Annotated in this window: 17 protein-coding genes; 15 read left to right on the top strand and 2 right to left on the bottom strand. The window is 45.9% G+C overall.

Annotation, left to right across the window (positions count from 1 at the left end; genetic code table 11):
* Positions 1 to 39: 39 nt before the first annotated feature.
* Positions 40 to 3,018, bottom strand: coding sequence for a TonB-dependent receptor (locus ONB37_12830; GenBank protein MDZ7401040.1), 2,979 nt, complete (start codon positions 3,016 to 3,018; stop codon positions 40 to 42).
* 882 nt (positions 3,019 to 3,900) lie between these two features.
* On the opposite strand from ONB37_12830, the gene ONB37_12825 reads away from it, so the two are divergent.
* Together ONB37_12825 and ONB37_12820 are read left to right on the top strand one after the other, a co-directional pair.
* Positions 3,901 to 5,244, top strand: a complete 1,344-nt coding sequence (locus ONB37_12825; protein MDZ7401039.1) for an MFS transporter — start codon at positions 3,901 to 3,903, stop codon at positions 5,242 to 5,244.
* 297 nt (positions 5,245 to 5,541) lie between these two features.
* Positions 5,542 to 6,327, top strand: coding sequence for a thioesterase (locus ONB37_12820; protein MDZ7401038.1), 786 nt, complete (start codon positions 5,542 to 5,544; stop codon positions 6,325 to 6,327).
* 69 nt (positions 6,328 to 6,396) lie between these two features.
* On the opposite strand, the gene ONB37_12815 is transcribed toward ONB37_12820, so the two are convergent.
* On the bottom strand, positions 6,397 to 7,299 hold the full coding sequence (locus ONB37_12815; GenBank protein ID MDZ7401037.1) for an isoaspartyl peptidase/L-asparaginase: 903 nt from the start codon (positions 7,297 to 7,299) through the stop codon (positions 6,397 to 6,399).
* A gap of 578 nt (positions 7,300 to 7,877) precedes the next feature.
* On the opposite strand from ONB37_12815, the gene ONB37_12810 reads away from it, so the two are divergent.
* The 13 genes from ONB37_12810 (at position 7,878) to rpsA (ending at position 21,297) form a co-directional block, all read left to right on the top strand.
* Positions 7,878 to 8,852 carry an aldo/keto reductase gene (locus ONB37_12810; GenBank protein ID MDZ7401036.1) on the top strand — a complete coding sequence of 325 codons (975 nt, stop codon included), beginning with the start codon at positions 7,878 to 7,880 and terminating at the stop codon, positions 8,850 to 8,852.
* Positions 8,853 to 9,495: 643 nt separating this feature from the next.
* On the top strand, positions 9,496 to 9,696 hold the full coding sequence (locus ONB37_12805; protein MDZ7401035.1) for a cold-shock protein: 201 nt from the start codon (positions 9,496 to 9,498) through the stop codon (positions 9,694 to 9,696).
* 88 nt (positions 9,697 to 9,784) lie between these two features.
* Positions 9,785 to 10,258: a 23S rRNA (pseudouridine(1915)-N(3))-methyltransferase RlmH gene (locus ONB37_12800; GenBank protein MDZ7401034.1), complete on the top strand. Its 474-nt coding sequence runs from the start codon at positions 9,785 to 9,787 to the stop codon at positions 10,256 to 10,258.
* A 339-nt stretch (positions 10,259 to 10,597) separates the two neighbouring features.
* Positions 10,598 to 12,670: a glycosyltransferase gene (locus ONB37_12795; GenBank protein MDZ7401033.1), complete on the top strand. Its 2,073-nt coding sequence runs from the start codon at positions 10,598 to 10,600 to the stop codon at positions 12,668 to 12,670.
* A 2-nt stretch (positions 12,671 to 12,672) separates the two neighbouring features.
* A complete protein-coding gene (locus tag ONB37_12790; GenBank protein MDZ7401032.1) occupies positions 12,673 to 13,632 on the top strand; it encodes an acetyl-CoA carboxylase carboxyltransferase subunit alpha in 960 nt (319 codons plus the stop codon).
* Positions 13,633 to 13,824: 192 nt separating this feature from the next.
* Entirely contained in the window at positions 13,825 to 13,989 is a 165-nt protein-coding gene (locus tag ONB37_12785; protein MDZ7401031.1) for a Trm112 family protein, read from the top strand.
* 466 nt (positions 13,990 to 14,455) lie between these two features.
* On the top strand, positions 14,456 to 14,965 hold the full coding sequence (locus tag ONB37_12780; protein MDZ7401030.1) for an HNH endonuclease: 510 nt from the start codon (positions 14,456 to 14,458) through the stop codon (positions 14,963 to 14,965).
* Between the two features lie 127 nt (positions 14,966 to 15,092).
* Positions 15,093 to 16,070 (top strand): tryptophan--tRNA ligase, encoded by a 978-nt coding sequence (trpS, locus tag ONB37_12775; GenBank protein MDZ7401029.1) that lies wholly within the window; start codon positions 15,093 to 15,095, stop codon positions 16,068 to 16,070.
* A 2-nt stretch (positions 16,071 to 16,072) separates the two neighbouring features.
* Positions 16,073 to 16,792, top strand: a complete 720-nt coding sequence (locus tag ONB37_12770; GenBank protein MDZ7401028.1) for a segregation/condensation protein A — start codon at positions 16,073 to 16,075, stop codon at positions 16,790 to 16,792.
* Positions 16,779 to 17,417, top strand: a complete 639-nt coding sequence (gene scpB / locus ONB37_12765) for an SMC-Scp complex subunit ScpB (GenBank protein MDZ7401027.1) — start codon at positions 16,779 to 16,781, stop codon at positions 17,415 to 17,417. Before ONB37_12770 ends, scpB begins: the two co-directional genes overlap by 14 nt.
* Complete coding sequence (locus ONB37_12760) at positions 17,404 to 18,120, top strand: rRNA pseudouridine synthase (protein ID MDZ7401026.1); 717 nt, start codon at positions 17,404 to 17,406, stop codon at positions 18,118 to 18,120. The genes scpB and ONB37_12760 overlap by 14 nt, the downstream gene beginning before the upstream one ends.
* Positions 18,113 to 18,799 (top strand): (d)CMP kinase, encoded by a 687-nt coding sequence (cmk, locus tag ONB37_12755; GenBank protein ID MDZ7401025.1) that lies wholly within the window; start codon positions 18,113 to 18,115, stop codon positions 18,797 to 18,799. The genes ONB37_12760 and cmk overlap by 8 nt, the downstream gene beginning before the upstream one ends.
* Positions 18,800 to 19,086: 287 nt before the next feature.
* Positions 19,087 to 21,297: a 30S ribosomal protein S1 gene (rpsA, locus tag ONB37_12750; GenBank protein ID MDZ7401024.1), complete on the top strand. Its 2,211-nt coding sequence runs from the start codon at positions 19,087 to 19,089 to the stop codon at positions 21,295 to 21,297.
* The last annotated feature ends 840 nt before the right edge of the window (positions 21,298 to 22,137 follow it).

Here is a 22,137-nt window from a genome sequence, read left to right as displayed (position 1 = left end):
TATTAATTACGGAAGAGAAAACCTCCCGTGAGCAGTCCGTTAGAAATAGAGCTGGAAACCGATCCAGATCCGGCGTCCGCGCATGAAATTGGTCTTACGACGATACGAATCATTGATGTATCGCAAATAAGCGTTGTAATATTCCTCTGGAGTAACCTTGCCATCATTGGCACCAATGATATCATCGAAGTCGCCGTCGCCATTCAAATCCACTGGATCGAGCTGTTGCCGTAAGCCTTTTTCATTGAACGGCTGGGGATCCCATTCTTTGATGCCCACATCTGCATTGACGTCATATTGAGGAGTCCCTTCGTAGAAAGTGCTAGAGCCTTTGGGATAAACGATTCCGTTCCAATAAGCGCTGCCAGTGCGTGCATAAACTGCTGTTGCTCGCCGCTCATTGAATAGATTTTCGATCTCAGCAAATAGCGAGGTGTTCACCCCCAGGATCGTAAAATCTCGATTGATCCGGGCATCGGTTCGCATGTACCACGGCTGCCGAGCGCCATTAAAATCACCCAATTGATTACCGCGGCTGTCTTCTCGCGTATAGGGACGACCACTATGATAACGCCAGATTAGATTCAAACCAAAATTTTCCAAGACATGATAGCCGAACAGCGTCGGCCCAGCATTTTCTGGCAAGCGATAATCGAACACAAAGTTCGCAGTGTGCCGCTGGTCGAAATCCAACCAATAATCCAGTTGCGGATAGACCTTCATTTGACCCGTGTAAGGATCAGGTGGGCCGTTGGTCACTAATTGATAATGTTGCAACTGGTTGGAGCTGGTGCCTCGCGCCCAAGCCAGGGTGTAGTTCAAATCAAAGCTGAAATTGTCGCTATATCGCTTTTTCAACGTGAACTCGATCCCATAAGCTTTGCCGTACTCGGAATTGGTGAACACCGAATAGGTATTGGGGATGGCTGGCACGAAGCGAATGCCTTCCACGTCGTACATGTCTTTGTAATATCCAGTAATGTCCAAGCTAAGATTATTGGTGATTTGATGCGCAGCGCCAAACTCCCAAGCTTTGGTTTTCTGTGCTTCCAGATTGGGATTGCCCAGGTATTGATTGCCTCGTCGGAGCAATTGAGGCGGCATCACCACAAAGTCGTACAAACTGTTGAAGCGCGGCTCTTCGAAGAACCACCCATAATTGAAGTGCATCACAGTTTTCTCAGAAATTGGATGGGAGATTCCCAATCGAGGGCTCAACTGCCATTTCACCTTGGCATCAGTCCATGGGGCATCCGGGCTGGTATTTAGTACGTCAACCCGAACTCGCGCCTGGGGATCAATATAGTCCAGTCTAAGTCCAGCATTCACCACCAGTCCGCGCCATTCCATTTTGTCCAACAAGTAAACTGCTCCGGTCTTTGGCTCGTATTTATAGATGTCCTGAAATGGCACTGGATCCCAGGGTAGCGAGTTATAATTTTTCTCCATCGTGTGCGTGAAATATTCAAATCCGAATTTGATCTGATGGTTCACCGTCACCTGGCTGACAAAATCCCATTTGGTCGCCAAATATTGGCTCTTATAGAGTCGAGCTCCCAGCCGCGTATCGCCGCCGCCAACAAAAACGTTGGAGATCCCATAAGGATTGCCCCAGGGGAATCGCGGCGTATTGGATGCGCCGTTTTGACGATAGGAGAATTGATCCCACACGCCATCTCCATCGCTATCCCGGTTCTCAATCGGGATGAACCGAAAATCTTCCCACCAGTTTTCGAAGAGCGACAAGAACCGATCTTTTTGCTCGCGCAGCTCGCGTTTGGCGGTATTATCGTAATTGTTAAAATAGGTGATATTCGCCGTGTAAAACGTCTTGCTGCTTAATGTATGGGTCCAGGTGAGTTTGTATTGGGAGCTTTCCAACATTCGCGAATGATAATGATCTAACATGCTCGTGCTGGGTGTAAGCGACCAGCCAAACGCATCATAACCGGTCGAATCAGTAGTGTAGCGCCAACCCCAGTCATAAAAATCCCATTGATCGCGAGACTTGAAACCGCCGAAGGTCAGTTTCATATCTGGCGTGAAGTTATAGGTGAGCTTCAGTTGCATGCTGTACTGCTGTTCAGAGTTATGCGGATACCATCCCAGATTATTGCCCGCTGGATCCAATACCTTATACCCTGGGCCTGGATTATCCCCTTGGGCATTGCTGCCCTTGCAGTCTGTCGTAAAAACGCGGCTTGATAAGAAAAATTTCAACGGACGGAAGAACGGGGTTGGTCCACCGAAGCTCAATTCATATGTATTATCGTTCGCCGAGAAAGTTCGTTCATCGAACGGCTCATCGGTAGTATAACGGAGTTGACCACTGTATTTATTGCCGCCCTCTTTGGTGACCAGATTAACGACTCCTGACATTGCCTGGCCGTACTCGGCGCTAAAACCGCCAGTCATGAGCACAATTTCAGCGACGGCGTTTCGATTGATCGTTGCCCCGACACGGCCTTGGAGCGGATCTTCCACGGTCATTCCATCGACCATGTAGGTTAATTCTGTGTCACGACCGCCGCGGACATTGCTACCAACCACTCCAGCCTGCAAACTGATGGCCTTTTCAAATGTATCCACTTTGGGTAAAAGCATTACCCGATCCCCTTCGACTTCGCGCGTCGAGGCGGTCGCATCGGTGCGGACCATGGGGCGCTCGGCTGTGATCGTCACAGTTTCACCCAAATCCATCACTGTGCTCTCCAGTTGAAAATTGACCACGGTGGTTAGATCTTGGACCGACCGAACATTGGTTTTTTCCACCCGCTTATAGCCGATCATCGAAGCGACCAACGTATAAGTGCCGACTGGGACGTTGATGATGAAATATTCCCCGTTCGAATTGGTCGCTGCACCCATGGTCGTCCCTTGAATAGTGATATTGACTCCAGGCAATGGATCGCCGGTCTCCTTGTCCACTACCTTGCCAGATATTTTGCCAGTGACTCCGGCAATTCCGATCATCGGAATGAGCAGGAGCAAAATAATAATAGACCAAATTTTCATCATAATTTTTTCCTCCTTGAAATTGCATGGCTGAAAAGAATTAAGTTCATGGAGTCAGCACAAATTATCTCGATCCAGAGCTGCCTTCATCGCTCAAAAATCAACCGGTTTCAATCTTGGGATATTGAATGTTCGAACAAACAATTGTGGTATTAGATGTAAGGATTGATTTCCAGGCTAAATTCGAAGAATCTGAATCCGAATCGTTTGCTTTCAGCCGAGCCGCGTGGTTTGAATAAGTGATCGTCTTTCCTCCAAGATAATCCCAAAGAAAACCGTAGCTCATCACCATCGATGTGCCGCTCCGAAACGAGGCTATTTACCCCATATAACAATGGCCTCGATTTGCTAAACATTAATAGCATTCATAACCAGATGAATATTTCGTATCACCCCCTCTCGAGGAAAAATGCTTTGTTGACTGAATCATGTTGTCGAAGCAGCTATTGGGAAGTCTCTGAATGATGAAGATTTTAGTGTCCTATTTTGAATTTTCGATCTTTAAAAATTGGCAATTATTATACCAAAAGCATAACAAAAAATAACCTCAAATTTTCAATTAGATAGCACTTGGAAAGCAAAGCAATAAAACCAATTTAAGCCCTGCTATGCAAAAATTAGCAGCTCAATTTGCAAAATATTGCACAGAATTTCAATTAAAAGGAGAGAGAAAATTTCCTGCTGCTATGACAATCCATCTTAAAGAGTATCAACGAATCCAATAGCATCATTAAGCTGAAATCTTAATAAACATAGATTACTGTTGCTCTCCGCTAAAAAATCGCTTGACATTCTCATTTGATTGAGATAAATTAGAGCCAATTTTTTATAAAAGCAGTATCCATGAAATCAATCTTACTTACTCACATAAGAGAAAGGATCCACATGAGCGCTCCGAATTCTCTCGCTTCCCAACAGATGCAGCCGAAGCCATTGTTTCGCTGGTTGATCCTGCTATTCATAAGTCTGGCGATGTTTGGCAATTATTATATCTATGACAGCATCAGCCCGCTGGCAGACCTGTTAAAAACCCAATTAGGATTTTCCGATGCCAATATCGGTTTGCTCAACGCCATATATAGTTTCCCGAATATCATCATGGTATTGATCGGAGGAATTATCATCGATCGGATCGGGACGAGGCGTTCGGTATTTCTTTTTGCAATGCTGGTGATGATTGGAAGCGCTGTAACCGCTCTCAAAGGGGATATCTATCTCATGGCGGCTGGCCGATTCATATACGGCATCGGTGCTGAGTCCATGATTGTAGCCATCACAACGATTATCGCGCGCTGGTTCACCGGCAAAGAGCTATCGTTTGCCTTTGGCTTGAATTTAACGGTAGCGCGGCTTGGATCATTCATGGCGTTGAATTCCCCAACCTGGGCTCGGTCGCTTTATGCGACGTGGCAAAAACCGCTTCTGATCACTGTCGCTGCTGGAGTTTCAGCCGTGGTTTTTATTGTCATATATTACTTGATGGATAGTTATGCCATTAAGAGGTATGATATTCCCAGAGACGGCCAGACGGATAAGGTTGAATTGCAGCAAATTTTTCAATTTGGCGCATCGTTCTGGTTCATCAGTGCGCTGTGCGTCACGTTCTATTCCGCCATGTTCCCGTTTCAAACTTTTGCCATTAAATTTTTCCAGGAAGTCCATCAAACGACGCGAGAGGTCGGCGGCAATCTTTCGAGCTTGCTCACCTTGGCTGCGATGATTTTCACGCCGCTTTTCGGGCTATTGGTCGATCGCATCGGGCGCAGAACCACGATGATGATGCTGGGTTCGTTGCTTATCATTCCTGTCTATCTGGTAATGGCTTATAAGATCGATCTGGCGGCCCCTTTTGGCATTCACGGAGTCATTTCCCTTCATAGTGAATTTTTCGGCATCCAATCGGAAATCCCAATTTATCTTATTATTCCAATGGCAATGATGGGAATCGCCTTTTCGCTCATCCCAGCCGTGATGTGGCCTTCTGTGGCGTTGATTGTAGACAAAGAACGATTGGGTACTGCTTACGGTCTTATGACCATGATTCAAAACATCGGATTGTTTGGATTTAATATTTTGATTGGCAAGGTAAACGACATCACCCAAGGCTATACTGCTGGGATGTGGATCTTTTCGTTGTTGGGCTTTGCTGGGATCACCTTTGCCTTTCTGCTCCGAAGATCCGATGCGAGATTAAATCAAGGGAAGCTCGAGCGTTCGAAGTCAAGATGATCTGGGATAAATTAGAACATGAATGGTTTAATTTACAGGTTGCCCGAAAATAGCCACTGACCAATCGCTTGCTAATTTAGTGTCGATTAAATTTCAACAAATTGGACTACTTTAGCAAGGAAACAACCGGTCGATTTTTTCACTTTTTAGACTGACTTTTTAGCGAACAGGGAAGGCTTGGTCGGAAGACAATCGAAGATGAACTATTTATGATTTCATCGATCAAATGAAGTTTGCATCCACGGCAGTGTAGAAATTTAGATTGGTGGGACAACTTGTCGCATATAAGAGAAATGTATGACAACGGATAAATGGACAGGAGCTAAATTGGAAGCGATCTACCAGCAGGAATTTCAGGTCAGAGCTTATGAAGTCGGGTCGCGCGGCACAATAAAACTGTCGTCATTGTTGGATTATTTGCAAGAAAGCGCCAGCCAACACGCCAGTCGCTTGGGCGTTTCAGTAAAAAATCTGATTGCCAAAAATTTGACCTGGGTATTGTCCCGTTATCATGTCAAGATTTTTCGCTATCCGGCGTGGGGAGAAAAGGTGGTCATCCGCACATGGCCTTCAGCGAAGATCAATTTATTTGCTCTCCGCGAGTTTGAAGTCCTGAATCATCGCGAGGAACCGATTGCAATAGCGACCAGTTCCTGGTTGCTCATAGATTTGAGAACCAAGCAAGCCGTACGTCTGGAAGATCATCTACCACATTATGCCCGCCGATCGAATCGCGCTATTGAGGATGCATTTGAGGCGCTCCCAGAGGTCATCCATCCAGAAATTGAATTGCCATTCCGAGTTCGGCTGGCCGATCTCGATGTGAATCGGCATGTCAATCATGTTCGATCCATCGAATGGGCATTGGAAGCAGTCCCTTCTGAAATTTGGAAACACAATGAGCCAGAGGAATTGGAGATCGCTTTTCGCGGCGAAGCATTTTATGGCGATCAGATCATTGCGCGATCCCAACGATTAGATCCAATTAACCATCCAACTTTTATTCACCAGCTCTTTCGAGAATCGGATCAGAAAGAAATAATTCGGTTGAAGAGCTGCTGGAAGAGGTTAAGCAGACAATAATTGGAAATCAATTGCTTTTTTCACGAGTATCGTACAGCTTATCTCCTATTAGCAGAGGAGGTCAAATATTCAGCATCGAATGCGAGCGACGATCTCTCCGGATTCTTCCATATAGGCGAACGCCATTTTGCTGGTATTGTGAGCAAACCCATACTGGCCATTCCGATCGATGAGGATAATCCCACCCCAGCCGTTAACTCGCTGACCCAAAATCTCGATTGCTGTTTGCGCAGCATCTCGTGCTGAAACATCAGCTAAAAGGTCGCAAGCGGTCTTGGTCATCAGCACTTTCATGATCGACTCTCCCCAGCCCGTGGCGGAGGCAGCTCCCAATTGATCATCAGCATAGGCGCCAGCACCTACAATCGGTGAATCACCTACCCGCCCTGGTAGCTTCCGCGGTGTCCCTCCCGTTGATGTGGCGGCCGCCAAATGGCCGTAAATATCAAATGCTACTGCGCCAACGGTTCCATTAGGATGCGGTTCAAATGGCTGATAGCAATGAAAGGAAGGGTCATTTTTAATTTGTTCGTAAAACTGGAGTTCTCTTTCAGTCAACAATCGTTCTACAGGCAAAAGTTCGATCCCCATCTGTTGGGCAAAAAGTTGTGCTCCTTTGCCAACAAGAAAGCAATGTTCTGTGCTCTCCATTATCATGCGGGCCAGGGCGACTGGATGCAGGATGTTCTGAACCGCTGCAACAGCACCAAACCTAAGAGTCGATCCATCCATGATCATGGCGTCCAGCTCGATCTCACCGCGTGCGTTCAGAAATGCTCCTCGGCCAGCATCAAAGGTCGGATCTTTTTCCAAAATTTTGACTGCGGCCTCTACTGCATCCAGAGCGGTCATCCCTTTTTGAAGTTGAGGGAAAATTTCAGCAATCGCACAAGTAACGCCAGCCAAGTGGGCAGCTTCAAATTCGGCTGGTATGCTCCAGGCACCTCCATGAACAATTAATGCTGGTTTCATAAAGCGCAAATTTAGCAGAAAAATTTTAAAAGGCAAGCTTTTTGTTCTTTGAAATTATGCCAAAAAATTTGTTTTAAATTGGCCAACCAAACTGAAAAATGGTCCAGTCACTCTCTTGGTCACGTTTTTTATATCCTTCATTCATCTCGTTTGGTCAAAGTATTATTACGTCATCTGTCTATTTCTTAATTTTGATCTTATTAAAAACAGTCCGGAAAAACGTATAGGTGTCCAATTTTATTGGAATCGTAATTGAGTGAATTTTGAATCGAACCAATTTGATCTGATCATGAATCAAATCAAGTGTCTTTTGCATCCAATTCCGAGATATCGGTTCACAGCTTTGGAGTTTCTCTACTGGTAATAGCAGCCACTCTATGGTTTATTGAAAATACATTCATAAAGAGTTGCTGAGGAAATTCAGCATGGTTTGGTTTTTTCAATCAATAAAAAGCCAGCTTATCAGTGTTCAAATTGCCAATGGCAGGAGCGACGACTGATATCATGAGATAAAGTTTTGAACTAAATTTTTATCGCTGCGAAAAGAAAAGATGAATAAAATAAGCTGAGGTGTTCAGATGAAATACGTTCAACTTGGTAAACGAGGCCCGACCGTATCAACCATTGGATTTGGTGCGTGGGCAATCGGTGGTATGAATTGGGGTCCTACGGATGATGAACAATCGAAACGGGCATTATCCGAGGCGCTTGATCATGGGGTAACGTTGATCGACACGGCTGATGTGTATGGTTTTGGACATTCGGAACGATTGATCGCTGAGGTGATTGAAACGCGGGGCAAAGGAAATGTGATCATCGCCACCAAAGCAGGCAATGATTTTTACCATAGCACCGCAGCAGACGATCGAGGCTATGGCCCGATCCGCCAAAATGCAGATCGAGACTATATTATCTGGGCAGCAGAACAGAGCTTGAAACGGTTGAAGCTTGAAGCGATTGATATTTTGCAGCTTCATAGTCCAGATACGGAAAAACTTCTGCGGCCAGATCCCTGGGAGGCGTTGGAGAGATTGAAACAGCAAGGGAAAATTCGTTATGCAGGATGGAGTGTCCAGTCTTTCAAGGAGACTGAACAGGCGTTCTTGTTGGATCAATATCATGAGTTGATCGACTGCATTCAAGTTCGATACAATCTATTGGAACGAGAAGCAGAACGGGTATTGTTTCCGAAGGCAATGGCCTATGGGATCGGTGTAATTGTTCGCATCCCGCTGCTATTTGGTTTGCTGACGGGAAAATTCGATCGCAACAGTAGATTTCGCGAGGATGATCATCGTCGCTTCAATCTTTCACCCGAAAAGCTTGAGCATTATTTAGCGGAGCTTGAACGATGGCAGCCGCTATTCGATCGCTATCCTGATCAAACGATGGGCCAAGTGAGTTTGAGGTTCTGCCTTTCGCATCCTGCCTGTCATACCGCGATCCCAGGAGCCAAGAATAGCCAACAGGTACAAGAGAATTGTGCTGCATCGGACTTTGGGCCAATCCCTCGGGAAGTGCTCTCAGGCGTTCAGAGAAACAATCAGCGATGAAGAGCCAGACTCCTTGAGATTTGGCAAATGAAAAGTGACACAAATCGCAAAGCGCATCATTCAGCAAGATCGATTGATGAGCCAATTAATTTGTCGCAGTAATGAATGATCTCAAGACCGAACCGATGGATCTTTTTGCGATGTGGATCTGTAATCATGGAATTGAGTCGAAAAAATTCCATATAAATAATGCTTGGACGAAAATCATCAAATTTGAATCAAAAATGACATTCCGAACGAAGTGAGGAATCTGGTTATGGTTCGATTATTAGACTTCCAGTTTTTTCCCGCCAACTGGCCGGTGGAAATGGCAATAAATTGAATTCTCGTTCACGCACCAATAAAAACAGCTAGAGAGATCTCAAGCATTGCTCCGCGCTGGGGATTTTTTCGACACTACAATCCAGCAGTTCATTTAATAAATCTTGTTAGGGATGATGCAACGGAGTTATTCAACTATTTTAAGTAAAAATTACTTGACTTTTAGAAAAATTAATTATATCTTTTATTGTTGCAATTCACTAAGTACCAGTTCGGCGTTTTTCTCTCCGAAACATTTGAAGGGTTAACTCCCCTCGCAGTTCGAAGAAGGAAAGCCAGAAATTGGTCTTCAACTTTTGATTTATTAAAAAGGGTCAGTTTCATGGAACGAGGAACTGTGAAGTGGTTTAACGCTTCCAAAGGCTATGGCTTTATCCAGCGTGAATCTGGAGGAGACGTTTTCGTGCATTACAAATCGATTAATGCCGAGGGCTACAAAACCTTGAAGCAGGGCGAAACCGTGGAGTTTGAAGTCCAAGAGACTGAAAAAGGTTTGCAGGCAACAAACGTCATCAGGAAGTAAAAATCTACTGAACTGTGAAAAGCCTCAACAATCGATTTGTTGAGGCTTTTTTGTTATGAACCTATCATAGCAATCGATGAAACAAGCAATGAAAATCAAAATTATCGTGGTAGGAAAAACCAAAGAATCGTTTCTGCATGAAGGAGAGCAACAAATGCTCAATCGCTTAACGCATTATTGTCCGGTCGAACTAGTGGTTGTGAAAGCTGAGAAACTCACAGAAAACATCAATGAACAAGTTGCCAAGTGCAAAGAAGCAGAGCGAATACTTGACCAGGTGAGACCATGCGACCAGATCATTGCGTTAGACGAACGAGGAACGCAACTAAGCTCCATCGAATTCGCTGGCTTCATTGAGAAAAAGATGAACGAGAGCGCCGCAGCACTTTGTTTTGTGATTGGCGGAGCGCTAGGACTGGCGGATACCGTATTGAAGTCTGCTAAATATGTATTAAGCCTCTCGAAAATGACTTTCACGCATGAAATGATCCGTTTGATCTTTCTCGAACAGCTCTATCGCGCTTTTACGATCATCCGGGGGACAAAATATCACAAAGGATAAGGCTCACACGTTGGATTTTGCTTGTTTATGGTGATTATCCCCCATCGTTTATGGTAATAAATTTGTGATGATGTGATACCACCCCGGCCCTCCTCTCTTCATGTCAGATGACCGACACTGGCCTGCAAAATTTAATCTTGACTATTATAGAAAATTTTAGTATGTTTCATTTCATTTTTTGGAGATGATCAATGCGATCCAATGGGATTGATTTTTCAGTTGCTCATCCATGGATATAAAGACAACGAAGAATTGGCGAGTGCTGAGCCAGCAGTGACCTTGGTAGGGGGAATGATATAAAAAGCAAAAAAGATCAACCTGGTTGAAGCGAATACACAGATGGATTTATCGGTCATCATCGTTAATTTTAATGTTAAGGAGTTCCTCGAGCAATCCTTAAGATCGATCAAGAAAGCATGTCGCAATGTTAAAGCAGAAATCATAGTTGTGGACAACGCCTCAAGCGATGGCAGTGTAGAGCTGGTTCGACAGAAGTTTCCGGATGTCAAGCTGATCGCGAATGTTGAGAATGTGGGATTTGCCCGTGCCAACAATCAGGCGATTCGCCAAGCCCAGGGTGATCATATTTTATTGATCAATCCCGATACTATTGTTCAGGAGGATACTTTCGAGGTCATCCTGAACTTTTTAAAAGCTCATCCCGAATGCGGAATGGTGGGCTGCAAGATTTTGAACCCGGACGGGAGCTTGCAGCTTCCATGTCGTCGGAGTTTTCCCACGCCGTGGGTGGCTTTTACGAAAATTTCTGGTTTGAGCCGGCTATTCCCTCGATCCCGACTATTCGGCCGTTATAATTTAACCTATCTTGATCCAGATGAGACCTATGAAGTAGAGGCAATCTCTGGGTCATTCATGTTCTTTCGCGCCGAAGTCGTAAAGCGAATTGGGTTATTGGACGAATCGTTCTTCATGTATGGCGAGGACTTGGACTGGTGCTATCGTATTCGTCAGGCGGGCTGGAAAATATACTATTTGCCAACCACCAAAATCATTCATTTCAAGGGGGAAAGCTCGAAGAACAGTACGGTGGACTTGACCCTTCAGTTCTATCGAGCCATGAAGTTGTTTGTCGAAAAGCATTATCAACATCGCTATTGGCATGTTCCGCAGTGGTTTTTGATGGTGGGCATCTGGTTGCGCGCTGGGATTAGCTTTGCTGCCCGCGCTTTTCGTCGTTTAGCCCCAGGGATTATTGACCTGGTTCTCATTCAGATTGCCATGCTTCTGGCTATCGAAATCCGATTTCATACCATTGGCAGGCATCTGCGATCCTACTGGATCGTAATGATCGTTTATGGGACAATTTGGATGCTTTCGCTTGCGATGGCCGGGGCTTATGGCCGAAAAAAGTTTTCGGCATTCCGCGCTAGCTATGGGGTGATGGTGGGTCTAGTAATGAACGCATCATTGACCTTTTTTTTCAATCAATACGCTTTCTCGCGGGCAGTGGTGTTGATCGCTGGCACATTGAATGTGATATTTTTAGCTGGCTGGCGTCTGGCGCTAAAGTTATTATCTCGGTTGCCGATCGCCGCAGTAAAACGTTTTTCAGGGAAATCTATATTAGGCCGACGGACGTTGATCATTGCTCCAGTGGCTTCAGGATTGAAAATTGCCAATAAGCTTCGGATCCGAATTGATGCGGGATATGAAATTTGTGGCATTATAGCTCCTGACGGCGCCCCTTCTGGTGATAGCTCGATACCGATATGGGGAAATCTACAATACTTTGATAGCATCGTACAACAAACCAAGGCCCAGGAAATTATTTTTTCCACCGAACAAATCTCGTATGATCAGATCCTGCAGATCATTGCCCACGCTGGCAGAAGGCCGCTAAATTTCAAAATGGTTCCCAGTAGCATGGATGTGATCATCGGGAAAGCTTCGCTGGAGTATATTGGCGATCTACCGTTGATGGATATCGAGTATCAATTGAATCGGCCAATCAATCTTTTTTTTAAGCGCTTGTTAGATATCATTGTTTCAAGCGCGATGCTGATGATTGTATTCCCTGAGATGCTTTGGTTGCGATGGTTGAAGCAGGCACGCCTTGAACAGCAACAGATCTATAGCGCCAATGGGAATCGGCTCAAGATTTGCCAATTGGTTCACAACGAGTTGACGGAACGACAGAGGCGCTTGCCTTATTGGTGGTATGTATTGATGGGCAAATTGAGTTTGGTGGGCAGTGAGATCATACCTGTCAATGAGTCCAATGCCCCGCACCCGTGGCTAAACTTAAAACCTGGCTTGATTGGTGTTGGAGAGATAAATCGATTGGACGAATCCGCAAATGATATTCGAGCAAACTACGAACTCTATTATGCGAAAAATTATTCGTTGTTATTAGATTTAGAAATCATTTTCAGAACGATTGTGAAGATATAACTATGGAACGCTACACATTAGAATTCGAACGTCCCCTGGTGGAATTGGAGAAGCGAATCGCAGAGCTAAAGTCTTATGCGGTGATTTACGACCAAGAAGTCTCGGAAGAAATCGCCAAGCTAGAAGAAAAAGCGCAAAAGCTCAGCGGTGAGATCTATTCGAAGCTGACGCGTTGGCAACGGGTCCAATTAGCCCGACATCCGCAGCGGCCTTATTCGCTCGATTATATCGAACGGATCACCAACTATTTCATTGAATTGCACGGTGATCGGGCTTTTGGGGATGATCCTGCAATCGTGGCCGGTTTGGCCGAGATCGATGATGAACCAGTGGTGATAATTGGCCAACAAAAGGGTCGTACGACCAAGGAGAAATTGTATCGTAACTTTGGAAGCCCTCACCCTGAGGGCTATCGAAAGGCGCTGCGAGTTATGAAGCTCGGCGCCAAATTTAAGCGGCCGATCATCAGCCTTATCGACACACCCGGGGCATATCCTGGAATTGGCGCCGAGGAGCGAGGACAAGCAGAGGCTATTGCCCGGAATTTATTCGAGATGTCCCATTTGCCCGTGCCAATCCTGGTGATTGTCATTGGTGAAGGTGCCAGTGGTGGAGCTTTGGGCATTGGCGTTGGGGATCGGCTATTGATGATGGAGAATGGCTGGTATTCCGTGATTTCCCCAGAGGGATGTGCGGCGATTTTGTGGCGCGATAGTGCTAGGGCCAATCTTGCGGCTGAAGCCATGAAAGTTACTTCGGCTGATTTATTGGAGATGAAAATTCTCGATGCCATCATCCCTGAACCCCCAGGCGGTGCGCATCGGAATGTCGACAAAGCGGCTGAGATCTTAAAAGAGACGATTTTGCGAGAATTGAAGGAACTAAAGCAAATTCCAATCGATGAATTGATCCGAAACCGCGTTGAAAAATTTGGCCGGATGGGCTTTTATACCGAAACCTAATGAAATGCTGGTTAGCAAACCAACTTTCTGATGCGATTGCGTTTTGTTTTAATAAACGGGGGGCTTTGAACTGTTTTGCTACCACCAGCGGAATGTTTGATCAATATAAAAATGTAATTGAGACTTCATGCGAGTAGAACATATGAAATTGGGTGTCGTGTTGGGACGTTAGTCAATAAGGAGCACAAGGTCATGCTGAAGAAGGAACTGTTAGATATTATTGCCTGCCCGAAATGTAAGGGCGAGTTGGAATACGATCAGAAGAATGAAAAATTAATTTGTCATGCGTGCCGCTTGAAATACCATATCAAGGATGATATTCCCATCATGCTGATCGATGAGGCTGAAAAATTTTAGCCCATCAGGGACCGGATCGCTCAATTGAAAGATCGTCAGTGGCGAATTTGGAGAGCCCCAATTGCCTGTTAGCTGCTAAGCGGCATTACAAGCTCAGTGGTTCCAACCGATCGATAGCATGAATGAGCTAAGATTCGCAACCGATCGGGAGACGTTGATGGCAGATAGGGTCATCAATGCATCGAGGAGATGCAGCTCGCATCTCAGCCGAAGATTCGCATCGCGGCCGATGATCTTGCATGGATGGGGCCGAATTTTCAACATTAGAGCGATTTGATTGCTAAATGAGATTTTAAATCAACGAACATGGTCAACCTTATCAGATTTGGTCATGATCATTCTGCCTCAGCGTGAGGTCGTCCAATTTTGAGAGGGGGCAGAAAGAGAATTCGCTTGATTCTGAGGAAAATTTTGCTTAAATTGAGAGACAACAAACAGAATCGCGATGGAATTAGATGTCGTTGAAATGGATATGATACACTCACATGTGTTGGTGCTGAATCAAAATTATGAGCCGATGACCATCACAAATGTGAAGAAGGCCATTATTTTGATCTTTCTCGGCAAGGCGGAGCTGGTCGAGCAGAATGATGGATATATTAACTCGGTTCGCGACCGCTATCCGCTGCCCAGCATCGTTCGGTTGACTCGTTTCATCAATGTGCCGCGGAAACGGATTATCCTTTCGCGGAAGAACATTATTAAACGGGATAACCATCAGTGCCAATATTGTGGGACGCGATCCGGGCCGGTGACCATCGATCATGTCATTCCAAAGGTCCGGGGCGGCGAAGATAGTTGGGAAAATTTGGTTTGTGCCTGTGTTAAATGTAACAATAAAAAAGGCAATCGGACGCCTGAAGAGGCTGGGATGCGATTGGCCAAAAAACCGCAGCGCCCAAATTATCTGTTCTTCATCCGCTATTATGTTGGCAACATCGATCATCGCTGGAAGCCCTATCTTTATATGAATTGACAACTGCAATCACTGCATCAACCATATAGTCAAATCTTTGGTAGCAGAACTCCACTGATTGCTGCGTTGAGATCAGTGGGATGCTCCCGCTGCCAAGTTTTGGCTGGATTTTGGGAGAACGACCTGGATGAAAAAGCGGATTTTAAGCGGAATGCGGCCCACGGGGAAACTTCATTTGGGCAATTACGTGGGCGCGTTAGAAAATTGGGTGAGTTTACAAAATGAATATGAAAACTTTCATCTCGTGGCCGATTGGCATTTATTGACCACCAATCTGGACACTTCAGACATCGAGCGCAATACCATTGAGATGGTGATAGATTGGCTCAGCGCAGGAATTGATCCGGAAAAAAGCCCGATTTTCGTGCAGTCCAAAATCAAAGAACATGCGGAGCTCCATTTGATCTTTTCGATGCTGGTAACAGTGCCGCGACTGGAACGAAATCCAACTGTGAAGGAACAGGCGCGCGATCTGGGGCTGGAAAACAATATGAGCTATGGTCATTTGGGCTATCCCGTGCTTCAAGCTGCCGATATCCTGCTTTACAAGGCGCATTTGGTACCAGTTGGGGAAGATCAATTACCCCACATCGAGCTCACGCGGGAAATCGCGCGAAAGTTTAATGCCACTTATGGCGAGGTGTTCATCGTTCCCTCGGGACGAGTGACCGAGTTCAGCCGTTTGCCGGGATTGGACGGTCGCAAGATGAGCAAATCCTTGGGCAACACCATTTTGTTGTCCGATTCGCCAGAACAGATCTTGACCAAGGTCAAGCAGGCCATCACCGATCCGTTGAAAATCCGCCGCGGCGATCCGGGACGGCCAGAGATCTGCAATGTCTTTACCTATCATCGCAAGTTCAATCCAGCAGAGGTGCCGGAGATCGAACGAGATTGCCGCAGCGGAGCGCTGGGTTGTGTGGATTGTAAAAAAAACTTAGCCAATAAGCTCAGCCGCTACCTTGAGCCATTTCGGGAGAAGCGCAGCTACTACGAGCAGCATCTCGGAGAGATTAAGGAAATTATCGCTCATGGAAACACTGTTGCCCAGCGGGTTGCCAGTGAGACCATGGCACAGGTCCACCAAGTAATGAAAATCGGATAGCAATGGCATACCGTGTAAAATTGGACAATTTTGAAGGGCCATTAGACCTGCTGCTATTTTTGATAAAAAAAAATGAGGTGGACATATACGATATTCCGATCGCTGAGATCACCGCTCAGTATTTGGAATATGTTGAAATCATCAAATTGCTCGATCTTGAAAGCGCCAGTGAATTTATTTTGTTGGCTGCCACTTTGATCCGCATCAAAGCCAAGATGTTGCTCCCGAGGCCGCAGACTGAGGACGAAGAGGAGGTCGTTGATCCTCGCTTGGAACTGGTAACTCGCTTGCTGGAATACAAGCGATTCAAAGAATTGGCAACGAAGCTGGCAGATCTGGAGGAAGCTCAAAGCCATGTATTTCCTCGAGGGCATTACGAAGAAGTCGTACAAGAGACTGGGATCGAATTAACCGAAGATGTGACCCTGTTTTCGTTGATCAGCGCTTTCAAACAAGTATTAGACCGGATGCCTAAACCAGGTTTTCACCATGTGGAAATTATTCAGATCAGCCTGGAAGAGCAGATCGAATACATTTTGAAACGATTGGAAAACGGCAAACCGATCACTTTTTTTGATCTGGTGGCGCATCAACACGACCGAATTGTGCTGGTGGTCACTTTCATCGCGTTATTGGAGCTGATCAAGCGGGGGGAGTTGCTGGTCAGACAATCCAAGACCTTTGGAGAGATCTGGATAGCGAGGAAGCGTGATAGCATATAAGGAACTAAAGCCTATTGTTGAAGCGTTGATCTTTGCATCAGATACGCCGATTACAGAGCAGCGCATCAAAAGCGTTATTTCCGAGTTAGAAACGACCGATATCGAGACGATCGTTGCTCAGCTCAATGAAGAATATGATCAACATGGGCATGCGTTCAAGATTGCCCGATTAGCTGGAGGATATCAATTTATCACTCGCAGTGATTATGCCCAATACATCAAGCAATATTACAAAGGCCGTACCCGCTCAAAGCTTTCGCGGGCAGCGCTGGAGACGCTAGCTATTATTGCGTTCAAGCAGCCAATCAGCCGTCCCGAAATTGATGCTATTCGTGGCGTCAATTCCGACGGTGTGGTGAAAAATTTGTTGGAGCGAAATCTCATTTATATCTCAGGACGCTCGGATCAAATCGGTCATGCGCTGCTGTACAGTACCACGCAGGAATTCCTCCAATATTTTGGCATCAATAGCATTGCTGATCTCCCGCGACCAAAGGAGATCGAGGAGCTCCTGGGAAGTGGGCAGGAGGAACTGCCGCTTTATAGCGATGAAGTTGATGAAAAGGTTGTTGAGAGAATCGCCGACCTGGATGAAGTGACCCGCAGCGATGATGAGACTGAATAGATTCTTAGCTTGGTGTGGTTTAGCTTCGCGGCGCAAATGCGAAGTGCTGATTCGCGCCGGCCGGGTCGCGATCGATGGGCAAATTGCCACTTCGCTCGCCACCCAGATTGACGAGCAGAATCAGGTCGTCACCGTCGATGGTCAGCGGATTACCCCTCCCGATAAATTTGTTTACATCGTTATGAACAAGCCAGTTGGCTATGTCACTACGGTGCAGGATGAATTGGGACGCAAAACGGTGATGGAACTGTTACCGAAAAAAATTCGGGTGTTCCCAGTGGGTCGATTGGACAAAAATACCGAGGGGGTTTTATTATTTACCAATGACGGAGCGTTAGCATTCCAGTTGTTGCATCCTCGTTTTGATATTGAAAAAATCTATGAGGCAGAGCTCGATAAGCCGATCCGCACCGAGCATGTCCGGCAATTGCAGTTTGGAATTCAATTAGAAGATGGGATGACCCATCCGTGTCAGGTAAGGATTTTGCGCCGCGATCGGATGAGGGTCGAACTGACTTTGCATGAGGGCCGAAAACGCCAGATCCGTCGCATGTTGCAGGCAATGGGATATAAAGTTGTATCGCTGGTGCGAACCCGATTTGCATCGGTGGGGGTTGGGAAATTGCGACCTGGAAAATGGCGCTATTTAAGTGAACAAGAGGTAAAGGCATTGAGGGCGATGGCCGCGGGAAAATATGACTGAGCGTTTACTGGATGTGATCGCGATCGATGGCCCGGCAGGCGCTGGCAAGAGCACCACAGCTCGCCTCGTAGCCGAGCGATTGAACTTCACCTATCTGGACACTGGGGCGATGTATCGCGCCCTAACCCTAAAGATTTTGACTTTGGACATTGATATTACCAATAAGGACCAGCTTAATGGGTTGCTATCTGATACCCGCATCCAACTTCAGCAACGTGGTGGACGGCTTAACGTCCTTTTAGATGGAAAGGATGTTACTCGCCAGATCCGGAGCAAAGCTGTGTCCCAAGCGGTTGCCAATGTCGCCGCTCTAAAACCAGTTCGCGACTGGATGCTGAAATTGCAGCGTGAGGCAGGTGCTGCCGGGAAAATTGTCGCCGAAGGCCGTGACATCGGCACCGTGGTTTTTCCAGACGCCCGTCTTAAAATATTTCTCACTGCCTCTTTGGAGCAACGGGCGCGACGCCGGAAAAAAGAATTTTCTCGTCGTCGCGAACCAGTCGATCTTGCTCAGGTGGCTCAGGCGCTGCAACAACGCGATCTGCTGGACAGCACTCGAGCCAATGGGCCGTTGCGCCAGGCTGAGGATGCAATCGTCCTCGACACATCAAATTTGACCATCGAGCAGCAGGTCGATTTTGTGATCGACCAATGGCAGCGGGCGCTCAGCGAACGCTGAAAGCTCCAATAACGGCACGAGGTCCTTTAAGTGTTGATTAGATTCAAAAAGCAAGTTTGGATGTTTCCATTTCACTGCTAATATAGCCGCTGAAAAGCACAGGGAGACCAATCCCATCGAATCTGTCAGCGAATGGAAATCCTACAGCGGGGGTATAGAAATAAAAAAAATTTTTTCATAAATCAATTCTAATTCCCGGTCACATCAGTGATCAAAACCATGAACCATTCACACAATGGATTCTGCGAAGGCAGAATCGCTTAACACAACTCAGGAGGTATTATTAAATGGTATCACAATCCGAGAATCCCACCCAGCCGATCGAAGGCGAGATGGTGGATCAACAAAAAAACAATCAAGGAGGTGATTCGACGCCAACCAATGTAGCGCAACAAGGTCAAAGTGGGCCAGTAGCACCTGCGATTGTGAAGTTAGAGGAACTGAAGGACGAAAAAGAGTACTCCAACGAAGAGTTCGATCAATTGAGCAAACTCTACGAGGAGACCCTTAGCGATTACGTCGAAGGAGAGGTCGTCATGGGGAAGATCCTCTCGGTCGGGACTCGCGAAGTCACCGTCGACATCGGTTTCAAATCCGAGGGGACAATTCCCATTGAGGAATTCAGCAATCCTGAAGAGCTTAAGGTCGGCAGCGATATAGAAGTGTATATTGATACGATTGAGGACAGCGAAGGCCGATTGATTCTATCGAAACGTAAAGTTGATTTTATTCACGCATGGGAGCGAATTCTGGCCTCCTACGAGCGAGGCGAGATTATCCAAGGTAAATGCACCCGTCGAATCAAAGGAGGCATTGTGGTCGATCTGGGGGGGGTCGATGCATTTTTGCCTGGCTCCCAGATCGATGTGAAGCCCATCCGAAATTTTGACGCCTACATCGGCCAAACGATGGATTTCAAGGTGGTGAAAGTCAATAATCTGCGCAAGAATATCGTCGTCTCTCACCGCGTTTTGCTTGAAGAAGAGATGAAAGAGCAGCGTCAGAAGATCCTCGATAATTTGGCCAAGGGTCAAATTTTGGAAGGCACAGTGAAAAATATCACTGATTTTGGTGTGTTCATCGACCTCGGTGGTGTGGACGGTCTACTCCATATCAATGATCTGTCCTGGGGACGGGTGAGCCATCCTTCGGAAATCGTATCGTACGATGAAACACTCAAAGTGATGGTATTGGATTTCAATGAAGAAAAGGATCGAATTTCACTGGGGCTGAAACAATTGCAACCACATCCATGGGAAAATGTGCCGAGCAAATATCCTGTGGGCAGTATCGTTAAGGGCAAAGTAGTCAATATTTCGGATTACGGCGCTTTTGTTGAATTAGAAAAGGGCGTTGAGGGATTGATCCATATTTCTGAGATGTCTTGGACACAGCACATTAAACACCCATCAAAAATATTAGCGGTCGGTGAGATCGTTGAGGCGAAAGTCCTAAATGTCGATGAAGCTGAGAAAAAAATTTCGCTCGGCCTCAAACAACTGCAGCCAGATCCATGGGATTCCCTGGAGCAAAAATATCCTGTCGGATCGCGCCATGAGGGCAAGGTGCGAAATTTGACCAATTTCGGCGCATTTGTCGAACTGGAAGAGGGCATTGATGGATTGATCCACATTTCAGACCTGTCGTGGACCAAGAAGGTGCGGCACCCCGGAGAGGTGGTCAAAAAAGGCGATGTAATTGAGGTCGTGGTGTTGAATGTCGATCGACAAAATCGTCGGATTTCGTTAGGATATAAGCAAACCAAAGAGAATCCGTGGGACAAATTTGAGACGATCTATAAGCCTGGTACGATCGTGAAAGGTCAGATTGTCCGACTGATTGAGAAGGGCGTGATCGTCGAGTTGCCAGAGGTGGTCGATGGATTTGTGCCAATGTCTCATCTAAAAAAGAACAATCTCACCAAACCAGCGGATGGCTATAAGGTTGGAGATGAACTTGAACTATGTGTGATCGAGTTCAATAAAGACGCCAAGAAGATTGTGCTCTCCGAAAGAATCGATCATGCCTTGAATGTAATTCGTCAGCGAGAACAGGGCAAAAAAGTAGAGATCGAGACGCCAGAAGAGCTCTTTGCTGAACCCAGTGCGGAATTGATGCCCGAAGCAGAATTAGCTGAGCCGCCAAAGTCAGAAGAACCTGCGCTTGGTGAAGCTCCTTCGGAACAACCCAGCCCAAGTGCTGAAGCAGCAAAACCCGATGTGGCTGAAACAACCAAAGCGGAGGCTTCCGCAGCAGAAATTGCAAAGGCTGAGCCTAGCGAACAAGCAGCAGAAATCGCTGAGAAACCAAAAGCTTCCCGGCGAAAAAAGGAATCGAAGACCGAGGCATCCGAACAATCAGCCGATGAGGCTGCACCCGCGCCAAAGGCAACGAAAAAGAAATCGAACAGCAAAAAAGCCAAATCTTCATCCTCAGATGACGCTGAAACTGAAAAAGCCAGCCAAGCTGAGCAAGCTACGAATCCCACGGCTGATTAGCGGTTCGTTAGGTATAAATTAAGGCACAGCTCACTCATTGAAATCCCACTGGCAATTTTCCCAGTGGGATTTTTTTTCAGTTTCAGATGCTGGTTTGAATTTGAGCCTGTAACTCTGAAACGAAAAGCATTGAACAAAATTACCCCAGAGAACATCCGAAAGACCATAGAAGAGATCCGTGACGAGTGAATTTTCATTTTATTTCGTCTTCACAATGGGCAAAAATTTTTTCTTACACCTTTTAAGTTCATTTCAAAAATTTAGATTGAATAATCAATAGCCCTCAAAAGACCAAGTAGATTGATCGCTATTTATCTGAACTGCTTAAGATTTGTCAGATGATTTCAAGAATCGTAACGTGAAAGAACGCATTTGGATTTTGCTTCCAATTTGGAAACTAGAGGTTTTCTGACCAAGTCTTTCTCCCTCAACCTTTTTGGTTTGATCAACACATCCTAAACAAAACCGAGGCGTTGCGGTTTTAGCGCTTTGATCCATCAATTGGCGAAGTCAGCGACAGAGCAAATTTCGTTTAGCTATCAAATTTCAGACCTCCGCAAAATAAAGTCATCTATTTTTGTCATGCCAGCGAATAGAGGCATCAGTTAACTTCCTGATATGTGGAAATGAAGAGATTCCAGTAGCCAAACGAGAGGTGATCACTTGCATATTTTTTTGGCGCGTTTAACCAAGTAATCAAATCAGCATGTTTCTAAAAATAACGAAGATTGGGGCTAGTTAATTTCAAACTTTCATTTTCATCATCAAAGCGAGGCAAATATTAATAACTTGACTTTTGGAAAGACAATTGTTATCTTCTTATCAAAGTTGGCAGCAGAG

This window comes from candidate division KSB1 bacterium, assembly GCA_034506395.1.
In the GTDB taxonomy this organism is placed as follows: Bacteria; Zhuqueibacterota; Zhuqueibacteria; order Thermofontimicrobiales; family Thermofontimicrobiaceae; genus Thermofontimicrobium.
This window is presented reverse-complemented; position numbering and strand designations above follow the sequence as displayed.

Bases quoted from the DNA above. Each gene is read 5' to 3' on its own strand.
- cmk (MDZ7401025.1), top strand. From the start codon at position 18,113: ATGACTGAGCGTTTACTGGATGTGATCGCGATCGATGGCCCGGCAGGC.
- ONB37_12795 (MDZ7401033.1), top strand. From the start codon at position 10,598: ATGGATTTATCGGTCATCATCGTTAATTTTAATGTTAAGGAGTTCCTC.
- ONB37_12820 (MDZ7401038.1), top strand. From the start codon at position 5,542: ATGACAACGGATAAATGGACAGGAGCTAAATTGGAAGCGATCTACCAG.
- ONB37_12785 (MDZ7401031.1), top strand. From the start codon at position 13,825: ATGCTGAAGAAGGAACTGTTAGATATTATTGCCTGCCCGAAATGTAAG.
- ONB37_12760 (MDZ7401026.1), top strand. From the start codon at position 17,404: ATGAGACTGAATAGATTCTTAGCTTGGTGTGGTTTAGCTTCGCGGCGC.
- ONB37_12830 (MDZ7401040.1), bottom strand. From the start codon at position 3,018: ATGATGAAAATTTGGTCTATTATTATTTTGCTCCTGCTCATTCCGATG.
- ONB37_12790 (MDZ7401032.1), top strand. From the start codon at position 12,673: ATGGAACGCTACACATTAGAATTCGAACGTCCCCTGGTGGAATTGGAG.
- ONB37_12805 (MDZ7401035.1), top strand. From the start codon at position 9,496: ATGGAACGAGGAACTGTGAAGTGGTTTAACGCTTCCAAAGGCTATGGC.
- trpS (MDZ7401029.1), top strand. From the start codon at position 15,093: ATGAAAAAGCGGATTTTAAGCGGAATGCGGCCCACGGGGAAACTTCAT.
- ONB37_12815 (MDZ7401037.1), bottom strand. From the start codon at position 7,299: ATGAAACCAGCATTAATTGTTCATGGAGGTGCCTGGAGCATACCAGCC.
- ONB37_12825 (MDZ7401039.1), top strand. From the start codon at position 3,901: ATGAGCGCTCCGAATTCTCTCGCTTCCCAACAGATGCAGCCGAAGCCA.
- ONB37_12800 (MDZ7401034.1), top strand. From the start codon at position 9,785: ATGAAAATCAAAATTATCGTGGTAGGAAAAACCAAAGAATCGTTTCTG.
- ONB37_12810 (MDZ7401036.1), top strand. From the start codon at position 7,878: ATGAAATACGTTCAACTTGGTAAACGAGGCCCGACCGTATCAACCATT.
- rpsA (MDZ7401024.1), top strand. From the start codon at position 19,087: ATGGTATCACAATCCGAGAATCCCACCCAGCCGATCGAAGGCGAGATG.
- ONB37_12770 (MDZ7401028.1), top strand. From the start codon at position 16,073: ATGGCATACCGTGTAAAATTGGACAATTTTGAAGGGCCATTAGACCTG.
- ONB37_12780 (MDZ7401030.1), top strand. From the start codon at position 14,456: ATGGATATGATACACTCACATGTGTTGGTGCTGAATCAAAATTATGAG.